The sequence below is a fragment of the Glutamicibacter sp. TV12E genome, assembly GCF_052441935.1.
Lineage (GTDB): Bacteria > Actinomycetota > Actinomycetes > Actinomycetales > Micrococcaceae > Glutamicibacter.
Genome location: NZ_JBQVVF010000001.1, coordinates 1,067,332 through 1,086,704 on the forward strand (window position 1 = coordinate 1,067,332; position 19,373 = coordinate 1,086,704).

General features: G+C 62.6%; 22 protein-coding genes. 12 read left to right on the forward strand and 10 right to left on the reverse strand.

The window, feature by feature from the left end:
• Positions 1–51: 51 nt before the first annotated feature.
• From ACT7DV_RS04905 to ACT7DV_RS04915, 3 genes are all read left to right on the forward strand, one after another.
• Positions 52–1,263: an MFS transporter gene (locus tag ACT7DV_RS04905; RefSeq protein WP_444661143.1), complete on the forward strand. Its 1,212-nt coding sequence runs from the start codon at positions 52–54 to the stop codon at positions 1,261–1,263.
• Between the two features lie 221 nt (positions 1,264–1,484).
• Entirely contained in the window at positions 1,485–2,114 is a 630-nt protein-coding gene (locus ACT7DV_RS04910; protein WP_444661144.1) for a hypothetical protein, read from the forward strand.
• Positions 2,115–2,119: 5 nt separating this feature from the next.
• Positions 2,120–3,148, forward strand: a complete 1,029-nt coding sequence (locus tag ACT7DV_RS04915) for an anion permease (protein ID WP_444661145.1) — start codon at positions 2,120–2,122, stop codon at positions 3,146–3,148.
• Here ACT7DV_RS04915 and ACT7DV_RS04920 read toward each other — a convergent pair.
• From ACT7DV_RS04920 to pstS, 6 genes are all read right to left on the reverse strand, one after another.
• Positions 3,145–3,342, reverse strand: coding sequence for a helix-turn-helix transcriptional regulator (locus ACT7DV_RS04920; protein ID WP_444661146.1), 198 nt, complete (start codon positions 3,340–3,342; stop codon positions 3,145–3,147). The two genes, ACT7DV_RS04915 and ACT7DV_RS04920, sit on opposite strands and share 4 nt — an antisense overlap.
• A complete protein-coding gene (locus ACT7DV_RS04925; RefSeq protein WP_444661147.1) occupies positions 3,342–3,800 on the reverse strand; it encodes a hypothetical protein in 459 nt (152 codons plus the stop codon). The genes ACT7DV_RS04920 and ACT7DV_RS04925 overlap by 1 nt, the downstream gene beginning before the upstream one ends.
• 210 nt (positions 3,801–4,010) lie before the next feature.
• Positions 4,011–4,790 (reverse strand): phosphate ABC transporter ATP-binding protein PstB, encoded by a 780-nt coding sequence (gene pstB / locus ACT7DV_RS04930; protein WP_264276505.1) that lies wholly within the window; start codon positions 4,788–4,790, stop codon positions 4,011–4,013.
• 47 nt (positions 4,791–4,837) lie between these two features.
• Entirely contained in the window at positions 4,838–5,980 is a 1,143-nt protein-coding gene (pstA, locus tag ACT7DV_RS04935) for a phosphate ABC transporter permease PstA (RefSeq protein WP_444661148.1), read from the reverse strand.
• The gene (gene pstC, locus ACT7DV_RS04940) at positions 5,980–6,915 is read right to left on the reverse strand and encodes a phosphate ABC transporter permease subunit PstC (protein ID WP_444661149.1); all 936 of its coding nucleotides are present in this window, start codon (positions 6,913–6,915) and stop codon (positions 5,980–5,982) included. Before pstC ends, pstA begins: the two co-directional genes overlap by 1 nt.
• 119 nt (positions 6,916–7,034) lie before the next feature.
• On the reverse strand, positions 7,035–8,147 hold the full coding sequence (gene pstS, locus ACT7DV_RS04945; protein ID WP_444661150.1) for a phosphate ABC transporter substrate-binding protein PstS: 1,113 nt from the start codon (positions 8,145–8,147) through the stop codon (positions 7,035–7,037).
• A 216-nt stretch (positions 8,148–8,363) separates the two neighbouring features.
• On the opposite strand from pstS, the gene ACT7DV_RS04950 reads away from it, so the two are divergent.
• Genes ACT7DV_RS04950 through disA form a run of 3 tightly spaced genes read left to right on the forward strand, consistent with a single transcriptional unit; the run spans position 8,364 to position 12,044 of the window.
• Positions 8,364–9,506: an FUSC family protein gene (locus ACT7DV_RS04950; RefSeq protein ID WP_060703240.1), complete on the forward strand. Its 1,143-nt coding sequence runs from the start codon at positions 8,364–8,366 to the stop codon at positions 9,504–9,506.
• Positions 9,507–9,541: 35 nt separating this feature from the next.
• On the forward strand, positions 9,542–10,936 hold the full coding sequence (radA, locus tag ACT7DV_RS04955; protein WP_444661151.1) for a DNA repair protein RadA: 1,395 nt from the start codon (positions 9,542–9,544) through the stop codon (positions 10,934–10,936).
• Between the two features lie 34 nt (positions 10,937–10,970).
• Complete coding sequence (gene disA, locus ACT7DV_RS04960) at positions 10,971–12,044, forward strand: DNA integrity scanning diadenylate cyclase DisA (RefSeq protein ID WP_444661152.1); 1,074 nt, start codon at positions 10,971–10,973, stop codon at positions 12,042–12,044.
• A 3-nt stretch (positions 12,045–12,047) separates the two neighbouring features.
• Here disA and ACT7DV_RS04965 read toward each other — a convergent pair whose 3' ends face one another.
• A complete protein-coding gene (locus tag ACT7DV_RS04965) occupies positions 12,048–12,653 on the reverse strand; it encodes a hypothetical protein (protein ID WP_444661153.1) in 606 nt (201 codons plus the stop codon).
• An 86-nt stretch (positions 12,654–12,739) separates the two neighbouring features.
• On the opposite strand from ACT7DV_RS04965, the gene ACT7DV_RS04970 reads away from it, so the two are divergent.
• Positions 12,740–13,648, forward strand: a complete 909-nt coding sequence (locus ACT7DV_RS04970) for an A/G-specific adenine glycosylase (RefSeq protein WP_444661154.1) — start codon at positions 12,740–12,742, stop codon at positions 13,646–13,648.
• A 13-nt stretch (positions 13,649–13,661) separates the two neighbouring features.
• On the forward strand, positions 13,662–14,462 hold the full coding sequence (locus ACT7DV_RS04975; RefSeq protein WP_444661155.1) for a DUF1206 domain-containing protein: 801 nt from the start codon (positions 13,662–13,664) through the stop codon (positions 14,460–14,462).
• A gap of 6 nt (positions 14,463–14,468) precedes the next feature.
• On the opposite strand, the gene ACT7DV_RS04980 is transcribed toward ACT7DV_RS04975, so the two are convergent.
• Positions 14,469–14,978, reverse strand: coding sequence for an amino-acid N-acetyltransferase (locus ACT7DV_RS04980; RefSeq protein ID WP_444661156.1), 510 nt, complete (start codon positions 14,976–14,978; stop codon positions 14,469–14,471).
• 129 nt (positions 14,979–15,107) lie between these two features.
• On the opposite strand from ACT7DV_RS04980, the gene ACT7DV_RS04985 reads away from it, so the two are divergent.
• From ACT7DV_RS04985 to ACT7DV_RS05000, 4 genes are read left to right on the forward strand one after another with little or no spacing between them, the layout of a single operon-like run.
• A complete protein-coding gene (locus tag ACT7DV_RS04985) occupies positions 15,108–16,334 on the forward strand; it encodes an MFS transporter (RefSeq protein ID WP_444661157.1) in 1,227 nt (408 codons plus the stop codon).
• A gap of 3 nt (positions 16,335–16,337) precedes the next feature.
• Positions 16,338–16,736, forward strand: coding sequence for a helix-turn-helix domain-containing protein (locus tag ACT7DV_RS04990; protein ID WP_444661158.1), 399 nt, complete (start codon positions 16,338–16,340; stop codon positions 16,734–16,736).
• 48 nt (positions 16,737–16,784) lie between these two features.
• Positions 16,785–17,192 carry a VOC family protein gene (locus tag ACT7DV_RS04995; protein ID WP_444661159.1) on the forward strand — a complete coding sequence of 136 codons (408 nt, stop codon included), beginning with the start codon at positions 16,785–16,787 and terminating at the stop codon, positions 17,190–17,192.
• Between the two features lie 9 nt (positions 17,193–17,201).
• Complete coding sequence (locus ACT7DV_RS05000; RefSeq protein ID WP_060700227.1) at positions 17,202–17,648, forward strand: iron chaperone; 447 nt, start codon at positions 17,202–17,204, stop codon at positions 17,646–17,648.
• 249 nt (positions 17,649–17,897) lie between these two features.
• Here the strand turns inward: ACT7DV_RS05000 and ACT7DV_RS05005 are convergent, their stop codons facing one another.
• Complete coding sequence (locus ACT7DV_RS05005) at positions 17,898–18,779, reverse strand: hypothetical protein (RefSeq protein WP_444661160.1); 882 nt, start codon at positions 18,777–18,779, stop codon at positions 17,898–17,900.
• A gap of 128 nt (positions 18,780–18,907) precedes the next feature.
• Positions 18,908–19,372 (reverse strand): hypothetical protein, encoded by a 465-nt coding sequence (locus ACT7DV_RS05010; RefSeq protein WP_444661161.1) that lies wholly within the window; start codon positions 19,370–19,372, stop codon positions 18,908–18,910.
• Position 19,373: the final 1 nt, after the last annotated feature.

Sequence of the window (19,373 nt, forward strand, 5' to 3'; positions counted from 1 at the left end):
GGAGTTCTAGGATGGACGAGGAACTAGTCCCGCAATTTTAGGCAGGTGCGCGTGGTCGCCGAATCGAAAGCGAGCTCTTCGGGGATTATGCGCTGGCTGGTGATCCTGATCGCCACCGGGCTGCTTTCGCAGACCGCATTGAACCTCGTTCGGCCGGTCACCACCTATAAGCTCATTTCCTTCGGTTCAGGTTCCTTCACCGTGGGTGCGGTGACCGCAGCCTACGCAATCCTCCCGCTGTTCACCGCCATGATGCTGGGAAGGGTCAGTTCGCGCATCCGCAGGATTCGATTCCTGATGGTCGCCGGCGTGGGACTCATCGCCGTTGGCGGCTTGGGCATTAACCTCGCCCCCAATGCGCTGGCGGTGGCACTGGCCAGCGCCGTGCTGGGCTTGGGGCATTTGATGTTCACCATTGGCGGCCAGTCCTCCATTGCCCGCTATTTCCCGGACAGCGACCTTGACAAGGGCTTCGGCTGGTTTACCGCCGCCTATGCCGCCGGGCAGTTTGCCGGCCCGCTGATCGCCGGCATGGTGCTGGGCTCTGGCACGGATGCCGTTTCGGCGGAACGAATCGCGGATATCGGCCTGTCCCTGTGGATCGGCATGGGCGCCGCATTGCTGGCGGTGCCGTTCCTGCTCCCGAATTGGCAGCCGCGGGTTTCCAAATCGGTGTCTGCCGCCTCACCGGAGCGTTCTTCGGCGTCAATTGGCTCGGTGCTGCGGATCAAGGGCATGGCATCGCATATTTTCGCGTCGATGACGCTGCTGTCCATGCTTGACATCCTCACCGCTTTCCTGCCGCTGGTCGCCGAGAAACATAGCGTCACACCGGCTGCAGTCGGTGTGCTTTTGGCCATCCGGGGTTGCGCCTCGGTGGTGTCCAGATTGTTCATTCCGAAACTCTCCGCGCATTTCGAGCGCCGGCAATTGCTGGTGACCAGCCTGTATGTCTCCGGGGTTTCCATCGCGCTGGCCCCGGTCTTCATCGACGTGCTGTGGGCTTCCGGCCTTGCCCTGCTCATTGGCGGCTTCTTCCTGGGGCTGGGCCAGCCGATGACAATGACGATGATTTCCACCTCGGTGCCACCGGTGGACCGCGGTGCGGCGTTGGCCGTGCGATTGATGGGAAACCGGCTCGGACAAGTGGCTTTGCCGGTGATTTCGAGCACTGTGGCCGCGGGCTTGGGGCCGGCTGGCGCGGTGTGGTTCTGTTGCGCGCTGTTGTGCTTGAGCGGGGCAGAAAAGAATCTGCGCCATTAGCGTGAGAAAACGCACGCGCCGGCCGCTGTGGTTGACAGCAGGGGCGTTGGGCGAGAAAACTAGGTAGCGGTGTCGGGCCGCTGGTAACCCCGGGCTCCAAAATTCTGCCGCTTCGAGCGGCCTTCCGCCGAGAGGCGTTCCCGGTCCGACATCATCAAGCCCCGGCGTTAACTTCCACGTCGTAAACTGTTCTGCGTTGGTACCCGAAGCAGTCGATCCGAATGGTGCGCCCAAAAGTGAAGTTCCAGGTCTTTCCCTCCTCCTCGCGTGGCATCGAGCTGCTACGCGCGTTGACCACCACTATTCGTGGATCGGTGGAGAGCGTGGCCGAAATGATCGGCAGCCCGAGCACCCGTTCCGAGCGCCTGCGCGATCTGGCGGGCGCCGAGGCCGAAGCTTCCGACCTGGTGCACGCGGTGATGACCCACCTGCGAACCAGCTATGTCAGTCCGCTGCCGCGCGAGGACATGTACGCGCTGTCGCGCTTCCTGCACGAAACCATGGAGCATCTACGCGGCACCGGCGAGCTGATCATGACCGTTGGCTCCACCCCGCTCTCGGAGCGTTCCTCGGAGCAGCTGGAATTGATCTCGCAGCTCGCGGAGCTGGCCTCCGATGCGGTGCAGCGGCTGAACAACCTTGATGACCTGGAAGATAACTGGCTGCAGATGCTGCAGTTCTCCAAGCGCGCCTCGCGCACCCATCTGGTGTGGGGCCATGAAATCGCCAATTTTTCCAAGGCCAGCACCATTCATCGGCATCAGCTGGTTGCTGACCAGCTGATGCTGACCGCCAACACCCTGCGCCAGTTCGCCGATCACCTCGGCCGCGTGCTGGTCAAGGAGTCCTAAGGCCCATGACCCTGATTTCGGTCCTCACGGCGATTGCTGTTGTCCTGACACTGGCCTACGCGGTGCTCAACGGCATGCGTGATGCTTCCACCGCGGTGGCAGCCTCGGTCAGGACTCGGGCGCTGCGCCCGGGCATTGCGGTGTCCGTGGCGGCCTTTTTTGCCTTCCTGGGCACCATGGGCACCTCGGGGTTGAGCGTGGCTCTGGTGCAGGAATTGAACTTCAATGTGCCCGAGGGCGTTCTCGGGTTGAAACTGCTGATTTGCAGCCTTCTGGTGGCAGGGGCGTGGGGCATCTACTGCTGGTGGCGCGGCCTGCCGATCAGTTCTACCCATGCCCTGCTTTCAGCCCTGGTAGGTGGCAGCGGCGCTTCGGCGTTGATGGGCGACCAGTCGGTGGGCAACGCGTGGGGGCTGCTGCTCTCCTCGGTGATTCTTCCGATGCTGCTCGCCTCGGTTATCGCCTACACGCTCTCGTATCTGCTGGTGTTCCCGGCGACCAGGCTGCTGCGCTACAACACCTCGCGATCGGTGAATGAAGGTTCCCGCGCGGGGCAGGCTGTCGCGGCCGGGGCCGTGGCCCTGGGCCTGGGGCTCCAAGATGGCCAGCGCACCGCCGCCCTATTGAGCCTGGTGCTGATTACTGGCCGGGCGATGGATCCGGGACCGGTAACCCTGGCCATCCAGCTTTCCGCGGCGTTCGCCTTGAGTTTTGGCGTGCTTCTGGGTGGATGGCGGATTACCTACACGATGGGCCGCCGCCTGGTGAATTTTGATCCGCTGCGCGGCATGATCGCGCAGGGCGTTGCCGCCCTGATGCTTTTTGTAGGTTCGCTCGTGCTGCACCTGCCGCTGTCAACGAACCAGTCGGTAACCAGTGGCATCGTCGGTGCCGGACGGAACCAGGCCTTTGAATCGGTCGTGTGGCGCAATGTGTTCAGGGTGTTCCGGCACTGGCTTTTGACACCGGTTTCCTGTGTTGCCGGCGGGGCGATCCTCACCCTGGCGGTGCGCCCGCTGCTTGTTGCAGGCTAGTGCTCGCCGGGGCTGAACAGGTCCTCGATGCGGCAGTTGAAGACAGTGGCAAGCTTGAAGGCGAGGGGCAAGGATGGGTCGTAGCGCCCTTTTTCCAGGGAGATGATGGTCTGCCGGGATACACCGAGCTGGTCGGCAAGCGACTGCTGCGAGAATCCGTGTTCCTTGCGGTAGTCACCGAGGTTGTTCTCCATTAGCTTTCGACTCGCTTAATTACCAGGTAGCGGATCGCGAAATCCACCATGGCCACGAGGACTATGCCGGCTAGGGCCAGTCCCAGCGAGACGGCTGCCGGAATGAATGAAAACAGCGCTGCGCCAAGGCCGCACACGATCAGCAGATCCTGGAATACCCCGACGGCCGCCTTGTCATGCCATTGGCTCTCCACGGATATCTCCGGATTTCTTGTGGCACCGCGCAAGGTGTTCCGGTCCAGCAGCAACGCCCAGCAGGCTGTTGAAATCACCGGCAGCAAACCTGCGGCCATGATCAATGCGGCCAGCATGAGATGGTCCGGGGCATTGAGCCGGGCGAACAGCAAGCCGGCGCCAGCCGACAGCACCACGCCAGTGACGAGGCTGGCAGCGACCAGGGCGCCCGGGCCGCCGCCAAAGCGCGAACGGCCCCACCTGCTTTGAGTTGCAGCTTTCATCTCCACACCATTGCTCCCATTCGACTTGATGTAAACCTTACTTTACTGACAAGCACGCTTTACAGTCAAGGGTGCTTTACATGAGGAATTAAAAACCAACGGCGCACCAGTACTGGTGCGCCGTTGGCGGTGATCCCCTCCAGGATCCCCGGAAGACCCCCCTTCCGGTTCGTCTATCGCCAGCTCAAGAAGCGGCGATATCCGAAATCTTTATCCGAAGCGTCCGGAGACGTAGTCTTCGGTGGCCTTCTGCTCCGGGTTGGAGAAGATGGCGGTGGTGTCGTTGAACTCGATGAGCTTGCCCGGCTTGCCGGTGCCCGCAATGTTGAAGAATGCAGTCTTGTCGCTCACTCGCGCAGCCTGCTGCATATTGTGGGTCACTATCACCACGGTGAAGTCGTTCTTCAGCTCGTTGATCAAGTCCTCGATGGCCAAGGTCGAGATCGGGTCCAGTGCCGAGCAGGGCTCGTCCATCAGGATCACGTCCGGCTTCACGGCGATGGTGCGGGCGATGCACAAACGCTGCTGCTGGCCACCGGAGAGGCCGGAGCCCGGCTTGTCCAGGCGGTCCTTGACTTCGTTCCACAGGTTGGCGCCGCGCAGCGACTTCTCCACCAGGTCATCGGCGTCGGAGCGCGAGATCTTGGTTCCGTTCAGCTTCACGCCGGCAAGCACATTGTCCTTGATGGACATGGTCGGGAATGGGTTCGGACGCTGGAAGACCATGCCGATCTGGCTTCGCACGGTCACCGGATCAACACCGGCACCATAGAGGTCGTCTCCGTCCAGCAGCACCTGGCCCTCGACGCGGCCGCCGGGGATCACTTCGTGCATGCGGTTCAGGGTGCGCAGGAAGGTGGACTTGCCGCAGCCCGACGGGCCGATGAAAGCGGTGACGGATTTCGGCTCGATGTTGATCGAGACGCCCTCAACGGCCAGGAACTTGGAGTAATAGACGTTCAAATCTTTGACGTCAATGCGTTTTGCCATGATGTATTCCTTGAAAAGTTTGGAGTTGTCCGGACCGGAGCCTTAGCTCAACGGCCCTTCTTTGGAGCGAAGATCGAGGCGACCAGACGGGCGATGAGGTTCAAAGCCATCACCATCAGGATCAGCAGCAGGGCCGCGGCCCAGGCGCGCTGTACCGACGGGTCGACATTTGTCGGGCTGGTCGGGGTCAGGATCTGGTAATAGATGAAGGTCGGCAGCGTGGACATCCAGTTTGCGAAGACGTTCATGTTGATCTGGCTCGCGATGCCTGCGGTGACCAGAATTGGCGCGGTCTCGCCGATCACGCGGGCGATAGCCAGGGTGACGCCCGAGGCGATTCCGGAGATCGCGGTCGGGATGACCACCTTCAAGATGGTGCGCCAGCGGCGCACACCCAGTGCGAAGGAGGCTTCGCGCAGCTCGTTCGGGACGATCTTGAGCATTTCCTCGGTGGAGCGGACTACGGTTGGAATCATCAGCACGCTCAAGGCCACCGCGGCCACGATGCCCATGCGGGCATTCGGCCCGAGGATCAGGCCGAAGAAGGCCGCCGCGAACAGGCCGGCGACGATCGAGGGGATACCGGTCATCACGTCGACGAAGAAGGTGATCGCCTTGGACAAGGCCTTTCCCTGTCCGTATTCGACCAGGTACACGGCGGTGAGCATGCCCACCGGAACCGAGATCAAGGTGGCCCAGAGGGTGATCAGCAAGGTGCCGATCACTGCGTGGTAGGCGCCGCCGATAACTGGCTCGCCGTTGTCCACGGTCTGGTTGTCAATTGCGCCGGTCACCCCGTTCATGGAAGAGAACAGGAAGTGGCTGTTGATACCGGGCAGGCCCTTTTGCAGAACGGTGTAGAGCACCGAGGCCAGCGGGATCAGCGCCACGATGAAGGCGGCGTAGATCAGGTAGGTCCACATGGCGTTCTTGCCGCGGCGCTTGCCTTCCACCACGGTGGTGATCACGGAGGCCGCGACCAGGAAGATGATTGCCGAGTAGATGGCAAAGGCGGCGACGTTGAAGCCGGTCAGGGTGGAGGCTGCGGCGCCGATGATGATCGACCCAGCGGCGATGGCCCAGATGGCCCACTTTGGCAGCTTGCCCTTGGCCAGGGAGTTGCGCTTGCGCACCGGCGGGGTGGAATTGCCGCTGGCCTGGTTGCTGAGGTTGGTTGTGGTGGCACTCATCAGTTAGCTCCCGAGAATTCCTTGTGGCGGGCGATGATTGCGCGGGCGATCATGTTCACGATCAGGGTGATCAGGAACAGGACGAGGCCGGCGGCGATCAGCTCCGAGAGGCGCAGCCCGAAGGCTTCTGGGAAGTTCAACGCGATTTCCGCGGCAATGGTCTGGTTGCCGGTTTTGATCAGCGATGGGATCAGGTTGCCGGTGGAGAGCACCAGCGCCACGGCCATGGTCTCGCCCAAGGCGCGGCCCAGGCCCAGCATGACTGCCGAGATGATGCCCGGACGGGCGAAGGGAATCACCGCGGTGGTGATCATTTCCCAGCGGGTTGCACCCAGGGCCAGCGCTGCTTCCTCGTGCAGCTTCGGAGTCTGCAAGAAGATTTCACGGCTCAGCGAGGTGATGATCGGAAGCACCATCACGGCCAGCACGATGCCGGCGGTGAGCATGGTCTTGCCGGTCTGCGAGGCAGGGCCTTCGAAGAGGGGGATGAAGCCCAGATTCTTCGACAGCCATTCAAAGCCCGGAACCAGGGCCGGTGCCAGGACCATGTAGCCCCAGGCGCCGTAGATCACCGATGGGATCGCGGCCAGCAGGTCGATCAGGTAGCCCAGCGGGCCGGCGACCTTGCGCGGAGCGAAGTGCGAGATGAACAGTGCCACGCCAATGCCGATCGGGGTGGCTACAACGAGCGCGATGGCCGCTGCGATAACGGTGCCGATAACAATCGGCCAGATATAAGCGAAGAATCCATTGCCGCCGGAAATCTCGGCCGGATCGGCGAAGAACGTCGGCAGCGCCTGGATCAGCAAGAAGACCGCGACCGCGAAGAGCGTGATCAGGATCAGGACACCGGCAGCCAGGGCGGCGCCGGAGAAGATCTTGTCGCCTGCGCGGCCGGAAGTCGATGACTTGCTTGTCAAAGCATTGGTAGTCATGGCTAAAGCCTTTACGAAACGGGGGTGAAGCAGTTTTCACTGCTGGGGGTGGAGGGGTGTTGCTGGTGCGGGTGGCTGAGTCACCACCCGCACCATGTGCCGGTTGCCCGGCAGGAGTCCTACTTGGCTACGGTGATCGAGTCGATCGCCTTGGCAGCCTTCTCGGCGATGCTTGCCGAGATCGGGGCGTTGCCGGCCGATTCCTGAGCGGTCTTCTGGCCCTCATCGGAAACCACGTAATTGCCGAAGGCCTTGACCAGGTCCACGGTGGCCTGATCCTTGTAGCTGCTGCAGAAGATGTGGTACGAAACCAAAACGATCGGGTAGGTGCCCGACTCGGTGGTGTCGCGCTTCAGGTCCAGTGCGAGATCGTTCTCGGAGGCGCCTTCAACCGGGGTTGCGGCTTCCAGGGCCTTGGCAGCTGCATCAGCCGAGATCTTGGTGTACTCGTCGCCCACCTTGACGTTCACGGTGGACAGGCCGCCCACTGCAGAGAAGTCAGCGTAGGTGATGGCACCGTTGGTGGAGGTGGTGGTCGAAACCACGCCGGAGGTGCCCTTGGCGTTCTCCGACTGGATGTCGCTTGGCCAGTCGCCGGAAACGTCGTAGCTCCAGACATCGGCTGCAGCGGCCTTCAGGTACTCGACGAAGTTCTCGGTGGTACCGGACTCATCGTTGCGGTGAACCACGGTGATGGCGGTGTCAGGCAGTTCCACATCTGGGTTCTGCTTGGCAATAGCCTCATCGTTCCACTTGGTGATTTCCTTCTTGAACACCTTGGCGATGGTGGCTGCGTCCATGTTGATCTCTTCAACGCCTTCGAGGTTGAAGGCAACAGCGATCGGCGAAACGTAGGCCGGGATGTTGAAGGCGCCGTCCGGGCCGCAAACTTCCTTGGCCTTGGTGGCTTCTTCTTCCTTCAGGTAGGCATCCGAGCCGGCGAACTGTGCGCCGCCTGCCAGGAAGGCTTCGCGGCCTGCGCCGGAGCCATCTGGCGAGTACTGGACCTGTGCTTCCGGGTTAGCGGACTTGAAACCGGTTGCCCAGGCTTCCATGGCCGACTTCTGGCTGGAAGCACCGATACCGGTCAAGGTGCCGGTGACGCCAGCTGCCGACGAGCCGGCTGCGCTCTCAGAGCTGGCAGCGGTTGGATTGTCTGAACCGCAAGCGGTCAGTGCGATTGCCGCGACAGAAAGGACGGCAGCTGCACTGCCAAGGCGATTGAGCTTCACGAGTTGTACTCCCCATGTTGAATACTAAATGTAAGAAACTTCTGAGCGGATTCTGCCCCGCTTCATATATGACGGTAAGGAGCCAAGGTAACCAGCTCACCCGGTGAAGGTGAACAAGAGGTTAACAGCTTCTACGTCGGCTGGTGATCCTGCTCACGGAAGCAATATGGGCGCATGTTCATCGGCTTCGCGGCTGGTCCGTGGGAGACTGTGCCTATGGCTATTGGGAGCACGCCGAAGCGGATGCCGGCAAAGGTTACCGGCTTCCTCGCCGCGCGAAACCGCTCGGGGCTGCTGCGCGCGCGCAATTCGCTGCCGAGAATCCTGCGCATGACCCTGGGCGCCATTGGCGCTTTCTGGATTGCAGAGAGCATCTGGGGACACACGCAGCCAATTTTTGCCGCCACCAGCGCCCTGATCTCCCTGGGCTTCGGCGCCTCCACCACGGTGCGCAAAACCGCCGAAGTTGCCCTTGGGTGCACCCTCGGCGTGGCCCTGGGCGATACCTTGATGCACTGGTTCGGCCAGGGGATCTGGCAGGCCGCCCTGGTGATGTCGCTGAGCCTGGTTGTCGCCCGCTACCTGGATTCGGGCACCATCTTCTCCACCCAGCTGGGCATGCAATCGGCACTGGTGGTGCTGCTGCCGATCAGCGTCGATGGCCCTTTTGCCAGATCCATCGACGCACTGACCGGGTCCCTGCTGGCCCTGCTGGTCATCGTCTTCTGGCCCACCGACCCGCGCCGCACCCCGGTCGCGGCGCTGAGCGAACTGTTCAAGGAACTCTCCGAAGCAATCCTCGAATGCTCGTGGGCGATTCGCGACGATGACCGCCGTTCGGCCTTCCATGCGCTGATCAAGGCCCGCGGAACCCAAAAGCACCTCGATCAGCTGCCGGGCGCCTTCAGCGTGTCCAAGGAAATCGCGACGATCTCCCCCGCTGGCCGCCGGCACCGCCACGAACTGAACCGGCTCTCCGAGCGCTTCAACCATTACGACTGGACCGCCCGCAACCTGCGCGTTTTTGCCCGCCGGCTGGCTTCGGTGCTCAGCAACGGGGCCTTGACCCCGCAGGGCGCCCAAGCCCTGGCACCGCTGCTGCGCGAAGTCTCGGAGGCGGCGAACTCGTTGTCCCACTCGGTGCGCGAGCAAACCGTTGCCGGGCAGCGGAAATATGAAAAGGCCGCCGTGCTGCAGCTTGAGAATGCCGCGGCGCAGCTTGATCCGCAAGCCTTGGGAGTTGAAGGCTTGCAGGGTGAAGGGCTGGTGCTGCTGCTGCGCCCGATGATCGTGGATCTCCTGGAAGCGGCCGGGCGCAATCATGATGAGGCCATCGAAGCCCTGCCCAAGCTGTCTTGAGCAATTTTGTCCTCCCGGCTCGATAGCATGGGCCTATGGCCAAAACCTCCACACGCAGCAAGTCCTCGCCCACATTCAAATGCTCTGAATGCGGCTGGACCACCATCAAATGGGTGGGGCGCTGCGGTGAATGCCAGGCGTGGGGCACCGTTGAAGAAGTAGGCGTCGTCTCGGCGCGCACCGTGGCCGCGGCCAAGGTGGCGCATCCGGCCAAGCCCATCGCCCAGATCGACGGTTCCGAAGCGGCCTTCCGCCCCAGCGGCGTCTCCGAGCTGGACCGCGTGCTGGGCGGCGGGCTGGTCCCGGCCGCCGCCATCCTGCTGGCCGGCGAGCCGGGTGTCGGCAAGTCGACGCTGCTGCTGGATGTGGCGGCCAAGGCCGCGCAGACCGGGCTTCGGGTGCTCTACCTGACCGGCGAGGAATCAGCCGCCCAGGTCAAGTCCCGCGCTGAGCGCATCAATGCCATTGCCGACACCCTGTACCTGGCCGCCGAAACAGACCTCGCATTGGCTCTGGGGCAGATCCAGGAAATTGATCCGCAGCTGCTGATCCTCGACTCGGTGCAGACCTTCTCCTCCGCAGAGATCGACGGGGCGGCCGGCGGTGTCTCCCAGGTGCGCGAGGTGGCCGCCTCGATCATCAACGCCGCCAAGACCCGCGCCATGTCCACCATCATGGTCGGGCATGTGACCAAGGAAGGCTCGGTTGCCGGACCCCGACTGCTCGAGCACCTGGTGGATGTGGTCTGCCAATTCGACGGCGAGAAGCATTCGCGCCTGCGCATCCTGCGCGCGCTGAAGAACCGCTACGGCGCCACCGACGAGGTGGGCTGCTTCGACTTGAACGAAGACGGCATCGAGTCCCTGACCGACCCGTCAAAGCTCTTTGTCACCCGCACCCGCAATCCGGTTCCCGGCACCTGCATCACGGTGACCCTGGAGGGCCGCCGCCCCCTGGTGGCGGAGGTGCAGACCTTGCTCTCGCGCAGCAATGCCCCGGCTGCCCGCCGCGCCACCAGTGGGCTGGACGCGGCTCGAGCGCAAATGGTGGTCGCGGTATTGCAGGCGCGGGCGCATATGGATTTATCCGCCATGGACTCCTACATCGCCACGGTCGGCGGAGTGAAAATCGCCGAACCGGCCTCGGATTTGGCCTGCGCGCTGGCCTTGGCCTCCTCGATGAACGAGTTCCCGCTGCCGCAGGATTTTGTGGCCTTCGGCGAGGTGGGGCTGGCCGGCGAGGTCCGCCAGGTGCCCGAGATCTCCCGCCGCATCACCGAGGCGCAGCGCCTGGGCTTCTCCTTTGCGATGGCTCCGGCCACCCCTGAGCCGCTGAAGAACATCCCCGACGGGATCCGTGTTTTCCAGGTGGAGAACATTGCCCAGGCCCTGGATATCGCCTTCGCCCAGCGGCAGAAGCCAGCACGATAAACTAGAGCGTTGCCGCCCGCCGAAAGGACGCACGTTGAAAGCGAACTCATCCCCCGGTTTTCTTGCCATCCTGGCCCAGATCGCCCCGGGCACCGAACTTGCCCAGGGGCTCGAGCGCATCCAGCGCGGCCGCACCGGCGCCCTGATCGTGCTGGGCCATGACAAGGTGGTTGAATCCGTCAGCTCCGGCGGGTTCAGGATCAACACCGAATACACTCCCACCCGCCTTCGCGAACTGGCCAAAATGGACGGGGCGATCATCCTCGATGGCACCGCCCGCCAGATCCTGCAGGCCGGGGTGCAGCTGATGCCCGACGCGCGGATCGACACCCAGGAATCAGGCACGCGCCACCGGACCGCAGAACGCGTGGCGGCGCAGACCGGGTTCCCGACCATCTCGGTGTCCCAGTCCATGCAGACCATCACGCTCTATGCCGCCGGCGAGCGCCACGTGCTGGAACCTGCCGAGCGGCTGCTGGCGCGAGGCAACCAGGCCATCGCCACCCTGGAGCGCTACCGGCACCGGCTGGACCAGGTCACCAGCGCCCTGTCGGCTGCGGAAATCGAGGATGTGGCCACCGCCCGCGAAGTATTGGCGGTGTTGCAGCGCACCGAAATGCTGCGGCGCACCAGCGAGGAAATCTCCCGCAATGTCCTGGAGCTGGGCATCGACGGGCGCCTGCTGGCCGCCCAGCACGCAGAATTGCTCTCCGGCATCCAGATCGACAACCAGCTGCTGATGCACGACTATGCGCAGGCCGAAGGCCAGGAGCTGGATATCGACGTCGCCCTCGAGCGCCTGCACGAGGTCTCCGACGCGCAGCTGATCGACCTTGAGCCCCTGGCCAAGATCCTGTTCCCGCAGGGCACCATCGGACAGGACGACCAGCTCACGCCCAAGGGCTACCGGCTGCTTTCGCAGATTCGAACGGTGCCCAAGGCCATTGGCGACCGGCTGGTGGCGTCCTTCGGCAATTTGCAGCTGCTGATGGCGGCGTCGACTACCGCGCTGATGGAAATCGAGGGTGTCGGCGAACAGCGTGCCCGTTCCATCCGCGAAGGCCTGGCCCGCATGGCCGAGTCCTCACTGCTGGACCGCTACATCTAGGGGCTACTCCAGGGTGAAGCTCACCGGTTCGGATTCGATTTCTCCGATGGCCGCGGTGAACTTGTAGGTGCCCGGGCGCGGCTGCACGCTCACGGCTTTGCAGCCCGGGGCCGAGCGATCGCGGTTCCAGGTGAAGCGGGCATCCTCCTTCTGCCCGGGGGCGAAGACCAGCTGGACATCCTCGCCGTTTTGCAGGCAGTCCACGGTGGAGAAGACCCTGTCGGCGCCGCTGGAGATCAGGAATTCCTGCATGCTGGTGCCCACGTTCAGTTCGCACTCGCGCTTGGAGGTATTTTCGACGCCCAGGATCAGTACCGGATTTTTGCCCGCGGCATAGCTCTTCGCGTCCGTGGAGGCGGTGACCTTGACTTCGCCCGCCTTGCACTTCTTGCCCGCATCCTGATCGGAGTCCGGGCTTTGGGCAGGCGCGCTGGACTGCGCCGTGGGGGCGGGTGCTGCAGGATCTTCTGGATCCGGTGACAGCAAGCCGGCAATGGCGGCAATGCCCCAGATGATCAAGCCCACCAGTACCAAGGCGATCACCGCGAAGGTGATGCGCCGGCGCCGATAGACGCTGGCTGGAAGCTTTCCCCCTGATGCATTGCTCATGGCTTAAGGCTAGTTCATTGGCGCCCGGGAACCCGGTAATGGCAGGGGAATCGAGGCAATGAAGCGTCGTTGGCTACAGTGGTGTGGTGCAACAAATCCATCGCCAAATCAATCAGTGGTACCAGAAGAACTCCCGGGACCTGCCATGGCGTCGAGAAGGCGTGAGCGGCTGGGAGGTGATGGTCAGCGAATTCATGCTGCAGCAGACCCCCGTGGTGCGTGTTTTGCCGGTCTGGGAGGAATGGATGCGCCGCTGGCCGCAGCCGCAAGATCTGGCGGCCGAACCGCTGTCCGAAGCGCTCAAGGCCTGGGGCCGGCTGGGATATCCACGCCGGGCCCAGCGCTTGCATGCCGCCGCCGTGGAAATCACCACCGAGTACAACGGCCAGGTGCCGCGCACCGAAGACGCGTTGCGGGCCTTGCCGGGCGTCGGTGACTATACGGCTGCGGCTATCGCCTGTTTTGCCTTTGGCGAGCCCACCGTGGTGGTTGATACCAATATCCGCCGGGTTCATGCCAGGCTCTTTGGCGGCATGGCCCTGCCCGAGCCCAGCCCGCGCGCCAGCGAATTTGCCCGCGCCCGGCAGGTGCAGCCAGAGGATGCCGAGCAGGCCAATGCGTGGAACATCTCGGTGATGGAACTCGGTGCGCTGGTGTGCACCGCGCGCAGCCCCAAATGCGATTCCTGCCCCGTCTTTGAGAGCTGCGCATGGATTGCTGCCGGGCAGCCCGCCCCGCATTACACTCCCAAGGGCCAGGCCTGGAAGGGCACCGACCGCCAGGTGCGCGGAGCGATCATGGCGGTCCTGCGTGAACATGAGCACCCGGTGCCGCAGGCTTCCTTCCTGGCGGACCTTGGCTGGCAGAAGCATCCCGCCTATGTGGCGCTGGAAAAATTGCAGGCCGAATCCCAGCAGCGCGAGCGGGCACTGGCCGGATTGCTCAAGGACGGGCTGGCAGTGCTCGAGGATGGCGGCGTGCGCCTGCCATCCTAGCTATGCTTGGCGCATGAACGATTCGGTTGCCCCGCCCGCTGCCGCCCAGCAGGCGGCACGTCACCCGCTCTTTGAGCGCTTGGCCCGGCTGGGCTACGTCGCCAACGGCATTTTGCACGCCACCTTGGGGGTGCTCGCCTCCGTGGTGGCCGCCGGCGGCAAGGCCCAGGCCGATCAAAGCGGCGCGATGCGGGCGCTATCGGCCCAGCCCTTTGGTGTTGCGCTGCTGTGGATCTGTGCCATTGGAGCCCTCTTATTGGGGCTGTGGTCGCTGGCGCAGCTGCTGCTGCCCGGTAAGAAAACGCGAGAACGGCTCAAGCTTGCGGGCACCGGGCTGGTCTTCCTTGCCGCAGGGTTCACCTTTGGCCGTTTTGGCCTGGGCAATCCCAGCGACTCGGAGCACACCGCCACCAGTCTCAGCGGCGAGCTGATGAAGTCCTTGGCCGGCAGGGCGGCACTGGTGGCTCTCGGTGCGGTGCTGCTGGTGATGGCCGGCTACTACATCTACAAGGGCGCCAGCAGAAAGTTCCTTGATGACTTGCACCGGTCCAGCCGGCGCGAAATCTCTTGGGCGGTCAGCTATTCCGGGATGATCGGCTACCCGGCCAAGGGGCTGGTTCTTGGGGCCCTGGGCTTGCTGTTCATTGTGGCCACTATCCAGGGTGATCCCGAGGAAGCTAGCGGCATCGACGGCGCGCTCAAGGCGATCCGCGACCAGGATCATGGTTCGGTGGCCTTGGCTGCCATCGCCGCTGGGCTGATCAGCTACGCCCTGTACCTGATATTGCGTGCCCGCTATGACCGGATGGACTAGCCGGGGCTAATCCAGGGCGATGATCATGCGGGTATTGCCCAGGGTATTGGGCTTGACCCGGGCCAGATCCAGGAATTCGGCGACGCCCTCATCGCGCGAGAGCAGGATTTCCTGGTACACCGATGGGTCCACGGCGCTTTGATCGGCCATCACGCTGAAGCCCTGGCGCTCAAAGAAGGACACTTCGAAGGTCAGGCAGAAGACGCGGGCCACGCCTACGGCCTTGGCCCGGCGCAGCAGTTCCTGCAGCAGCAAATGGCCTACGCCCATGCCGCGAACCTGATCCGAGGTGGCCAGGGTGCGGATCTCGGCAATATCTTCCCAGATCACGTGCAGGCCGCCACAACCAACAACATTTCCGTCCGCGTCTTGGGCTATGACGAATTCCTGGATGGACTCGTAATAGGTGACCGCTTCCTTATCCAGCAAGATGCGCTCTTCGGCCAGCGGCCGGACAAGGTCGCGAATTGCCGGGACATCACTGGTTTTGGCGGAGCGGACGGTAAAAGTATTCACCTTTCAAATCCTATGCCCGATGGCCGGCAGATCCGAAGCCGGTGCCGGATATGTCATAGTGCCCGGGAAGCAGGCTCGCTGGTGCAAGAACTTGGCTAGAATCGCGGTAGCGCCTAGCAAAGGATGAGGATGATAGCCAGAGAAGCACGCCCCGGATTCGGGCTGCTGGCCATCCTCCTGGCAGCAGTCGGCATTGCTCCGCTGCTGAGCTATGGGCTGAACGCCACCAGCGATCTGGTGATCCGCGACCTGGGCATCAGCGAATCCCAGTTCGGGCTCTTGGCTACGGTCTGCTTTGGCTGCGCTGCCATTGGCAATCTGGCTTTCGGGAAGTTCTCCGATGCACAGCCCGATGCCCGGTTGATGCTGATCATCTTTGGCACCGCGGCCCTGGCCATGGGCTTGGCTGCGGTGGATGCCGGGTATGCGCTGCTGCTCGCGGCGTCGGGGATCGCTGGCTTCGCGCAATCTTTTCCCAATGGGGTGACCAACCGGATCCTGGCCCAGCGCGTGCCCAGCGCCTGGCGCATTGGCTGGACCGGAATCAAGCAGTCCGGCGTGCAGGTCTCCCAGCTGGTGGGCAGCCTCGTCTTCCCCCTATTGGCCGCGTTCATCGGCTGGCAGGGTGCCTCCTTGGCCGGGGCGGTGGTGGCCGCTGGCCTGGCGCTGCTGGCACTGCGCATTCTCAAGTCCGCCCCGTTGCTCGCGGCCCCGGCACCCGGCAAGAGCAGCCCGAGCGGCACGGAGAACAGCGAGCCGGCAGCCGGCGCGGCGGCCTCCACGCGGTTCATCATCTACGCTTTGAGCCTTTTCGGGTTCATCAACGGTGTGGGCGTGCAAGCCACAAACGTCTATTTGGCGCTGTTTGCGGTGCGCGAATTGGATTTCTCGCTGGTGGCTGGCGGGCTGACCGCTGCCATGGCCGGGATCGTGGGGGTCAGCGCACGGGTTGGCTGGGGGCAGATGATGTCCCGCGGAGTTGCCGCGCCCAAGCTGCTGCTTCTATTGGCGCTGCTGGCCACCTGTGGCGGCACGAGTTTCCTGTTGGCCCAGCAGCTGCATTCGCCGATTCTGCTCTGGGTTGCGGTGGCACTGCACGGTGCCTCGGCGCTCGGGGTCTCCGTGGTGCTGATGGCGGCGCTGCTCCGCGTGGTTCCGGCCAGCCGCTTGGGCAGCTCCAGCGGCCTGGTCTCCGCAGGGCAATTCGGCGGCTTCACCGTGGGACCCTTGGCCATGGGGCTTCTGGTTGGTTCTCCTGGCGGTTTCACCGCAGGGTGGATCTGCGTTATCGGGGTGTACCTTTGCTGCACGCTGTTGGGCGCCTTCCTGGTCCTGCGTTCGGCTCGGAGGCGATAGCCCATGGATACCCAGGCGCTGAAGGTTCTGGCTCACCTTCGCCGGGCCAAGGATTTGATGGACCGGCACTACGATCAGCCGCTGGACGTCCCGGCGATGGCCAGCAAGGCAGTGATGTCCCCCGCGCACTTTTCGCGCGAGTTCAAGCGGGCCTACGGCGAGACGCCCTATTCCTACCTGCTGACCCGGCGCATTGAACGGGCCATGCACCTGCTGCGCTCCGGGGTCACGGTCACCGATGCCTGCATGCAGGTTGGCTGGAGCTCCCTGGGTTCTTTCAGCACGCGCTTCACCGAGGTTGTCGGCGAGACGCCCACCGCCTACCGGGAACGCGATCACGAGGATTCGGAACATATCCCGGCATGCATCGCCAAGATCCTGCTGCGGCCTTCGAGATTCTGAGCAGTTTTGAAGAAGCCGTGGACACCGTCCAGCTTCTAAGCTGAATCCATGGCAAATATTTCAGTTCAGCATTTCCCGCTCATCGTTCTCGACGTGGACGAAGCCCTGGCTTTCTACCGCGACGGCTTGGGCCTCGAGGTCGTTTCAGATGTAGCCAACGGCGCCTTCCGCTGGGTCTCCCTTGGCGTTCCAGGACAACCCGGCTTGAATATCGTGCTCTCCGCTCCGGGAGCCGGCCGCTCGGACGAGGATGCACAGGTCATTGCGGAGCAGGTGGCCAAGGGCGCCTTCGGGCCATTGGTCTTTTCCGTGGCTGACCTTGATTCGCTCTTCGAGTCGCTGTCGGCCAGTGGCGCCGAGGTGCTGCAGGAGCCGGCTCTCCAGCCGTGGGGTCCGCGCGACTGCGCATTCCGCGACCCTTCGGGCAACATGATCCGCATCAACCAGGCAGCCTAGGAGCCAAAGATGGCAAACGAAGAAAAGACCGGCTTCAGCGACGCCGAGAAAGCCGCGATGAAGGATCGCGCGGCAGAGGTCAAGGCGACGAAGAAGCGCATGACCAAGGCGGAGAAGGCCGCCGCGGCCCTGGCCGCGGTGGAAGAAAAGATCGCCTCCTACGAGGGCACCGACAAGGTGCTGGCCCAAGCGCTGCATCGGATCATCACCTCAACGGCGCCCGAGCTGGAACCCAGAACCTGGTACGGGATGCCGGCCTACGCCCTGGACGGCAACATCCTGTGCTTCATCCAGGATGCGGCCAAGTTCGGTGCCCGCTACCTGACCCTGGGCTTCAACGATGCGGCGAAGCTGGATGACGGGACGCTGTGGGCCACATCCTTTGCCATCACCTCGTTGGATGGGCAGCAGGAGCAGATGATTGCGCGGCTAGTCAGCAAGTCCGTGGGACGCTAGCTGTGCGCCAATAAGGTCACACCGGTTTCGGCATACCACGCATCCCCTGAATCCGTCCTAAAGTGGATGCGCTCTCATGTGTGATGGCTTCTCTGAAAATAGGTAGCCATCACTCGTCGGAGCACTCAATGCTCCATAATCACTGGCTTTAGTGGTTAAATACGCCAAAGATGCTTAGCACGCAGTAAAACAACTTCTTCAAGTTCTTCAAGTTCTTCAAGTTCTTCAAGTTCTTCGGACTATGGATTTCTAGCTTGATTCATCCGTAACGTCGTATTCCTCATGAACCGCATCTTCCGAGCCAGGCAGGCTCGGATGATAGGGAACTACAAGCCAATTGGCCCAGTCGGCCGGGCGCATAGGCCAAGCGTCCACAAGCCATTTAGGTGGTTTCGTCGCAAAACCAACTGTGACTCGCTTGGCCTTCAGGTCCCAGAAGGAAGCTCCGGGATCAAATATGCGGATACCCTCCAAATACAGGAATTTAAAAGGCAGACATTGTGAAGCCTCCACAATGTCCTTGAGTGACGCCACTGAGATGAAGCTGACTATCTCAGGCCATTGATTTGACGGAGGGGAAACGTGAACTGTACGGGAGTTCTCAACGTTGAGTTCTTTCAAAGCTGATAGCTTTTCCCAAGCAAATCGAGTTTTGGACTGCGTCAATTGACGCAAGGTCACCGTATTCAGCGCACTGGGGGCCAATCCAAGAATGCCCATTGGAGCGCCTTCAAGTTCCAAAAATTGCAAATCAGGACATTGGATCAGGGCCTCGCTCACACCCTTAACATACGTGGCAATGACTCGTACCAATGGAAGCTTGGATACATTTCCCTCGTCGTCGAGAAGCGCCTGTTTCTTCGCGTAGATGCTAATTACTCTCACGTTGCGGAGTTGGCTTATGCCGGTGAGGTCAACGATCGGTTCCGCGCCGCCTTGCTCATCGAGTATGAAGTTGATGAGTCCAACGTCAGGGTGAACCGCTTTAATCTCATCAGAAAAGCGTCCGTCTTCCGGCAGTTTACGAATACGTACACACGTTAGTTTCTCGGTCCGGTCGCTTCCAACCCGGGTTCTTTCCCGCTGAACGTTCCAAACGAGGCCTGTTTCAGATTCAAACTTTGCGGACATGACTTCCCATTCACATCAGGCCGGCTTGGCCGGCAATGCCTGCTAGACGGTAGCATGCCCTATGGCGGCGTGGCCAGGGCCTGCTCCCTGCCCTAAGATCAGACACTTGATTATCCGAGCAGGAGATTCTACGCCTCGAGTGTTTCCTGCTTTGCCCGTGGCAACGACCACGCCAGGACCGGAGCCGAGAGCCCAAATACGACGACTAGTCCAAGCAGCCCCATGCCCACCGGCAGGGAACCAGTTTCCTGTGCTTCCCGCCCCAGCACGGTCATGAGCATGGATGCGCCCAGCGAAAGAATGCCGAACCCTGCCGCGAGGAAGCACACGACGATGGCTTTGGGACCTGGATACCAATGCCCCAGGGAGAGGAAGTCGCGATAGGCCAAAATTCCGATCAGCAAGCTGATGGCGGCGACTGCTCCAATGACCAGGACTGCAAGCCACAGCGGGCCATAGCCGGCGCCGTCGGGGCCCGCATGCCGAACCAGCTGGCCGGGCAATAGCGGTCGCAGCACTGCATAGAGCACGGCGTACGCCACGATTGACAGGCCCGAAATAGCAACCAATTGGCCGATTCCGCTTCGCTTCATG